The organism is Streptococcus mitis, from assembly GCF_000722695.1.
GTDB lineage: Bacteria > Bacillota > Bacilli > Lactobacillales > Streptococcaceae > Streptococcus > Streptococcus mitis_O.
Genome location: NZ_JPFU01000020.1, coordinates 1 through 379, shown reverse-complemented (window position 1 = coordinate 379; position 379 = coordinate 1). Strand labels below are relative to the sequence as shown.

At 41.7% G+C, this 379-nt stretch carries 1 protein-coding gene; it reads left to right on the top strand.

Features of this window, described 5'->3' with window-relative positions; translation table 11 throughout:
* Window positions 1–379, top strand: a 379-nt coding sequence (locus tag SK629_RS12860) for a hypothetical protein (RefSeq protein ID WP_042901888.1), incomplete at both ends; no start/stop codon positions are given.

Sequence of the window (379 nt, the reverse complement as noted above, 5' to 3'; positions counted from 1 at the left end):
TCTGATGTAAGTTTAGATGCTGACTCACTCACTGAGTTGCTTGTTGAAGCTGATTGTGAAGCTACTTCTGAAGCACGTTTAGATGCTGATTCGCTTACTGAGTTGCTTGTTGAAGCTGACTCTGAAGCTACTTTAGATGCTGATTCACTTACTGAGTTGCTTGTTGAAGCTGACTCTGATGTACGTTTAGATGCAGATTCACTCACTGAGTTGCTTGTTGAAGCTGACTCTGAGGTAAGTTTAGATGCAGATTCACTCACTGAGTTGCTTGTTGAAGCTGATTGTGAAGCTACTTCTGAAGCACGTTTAGATGCTGATTCGCTTACTGAGTTGCTTGTTGAAGCTGACTCTGAAGCTACTTTAGATGCTGATTCACTTA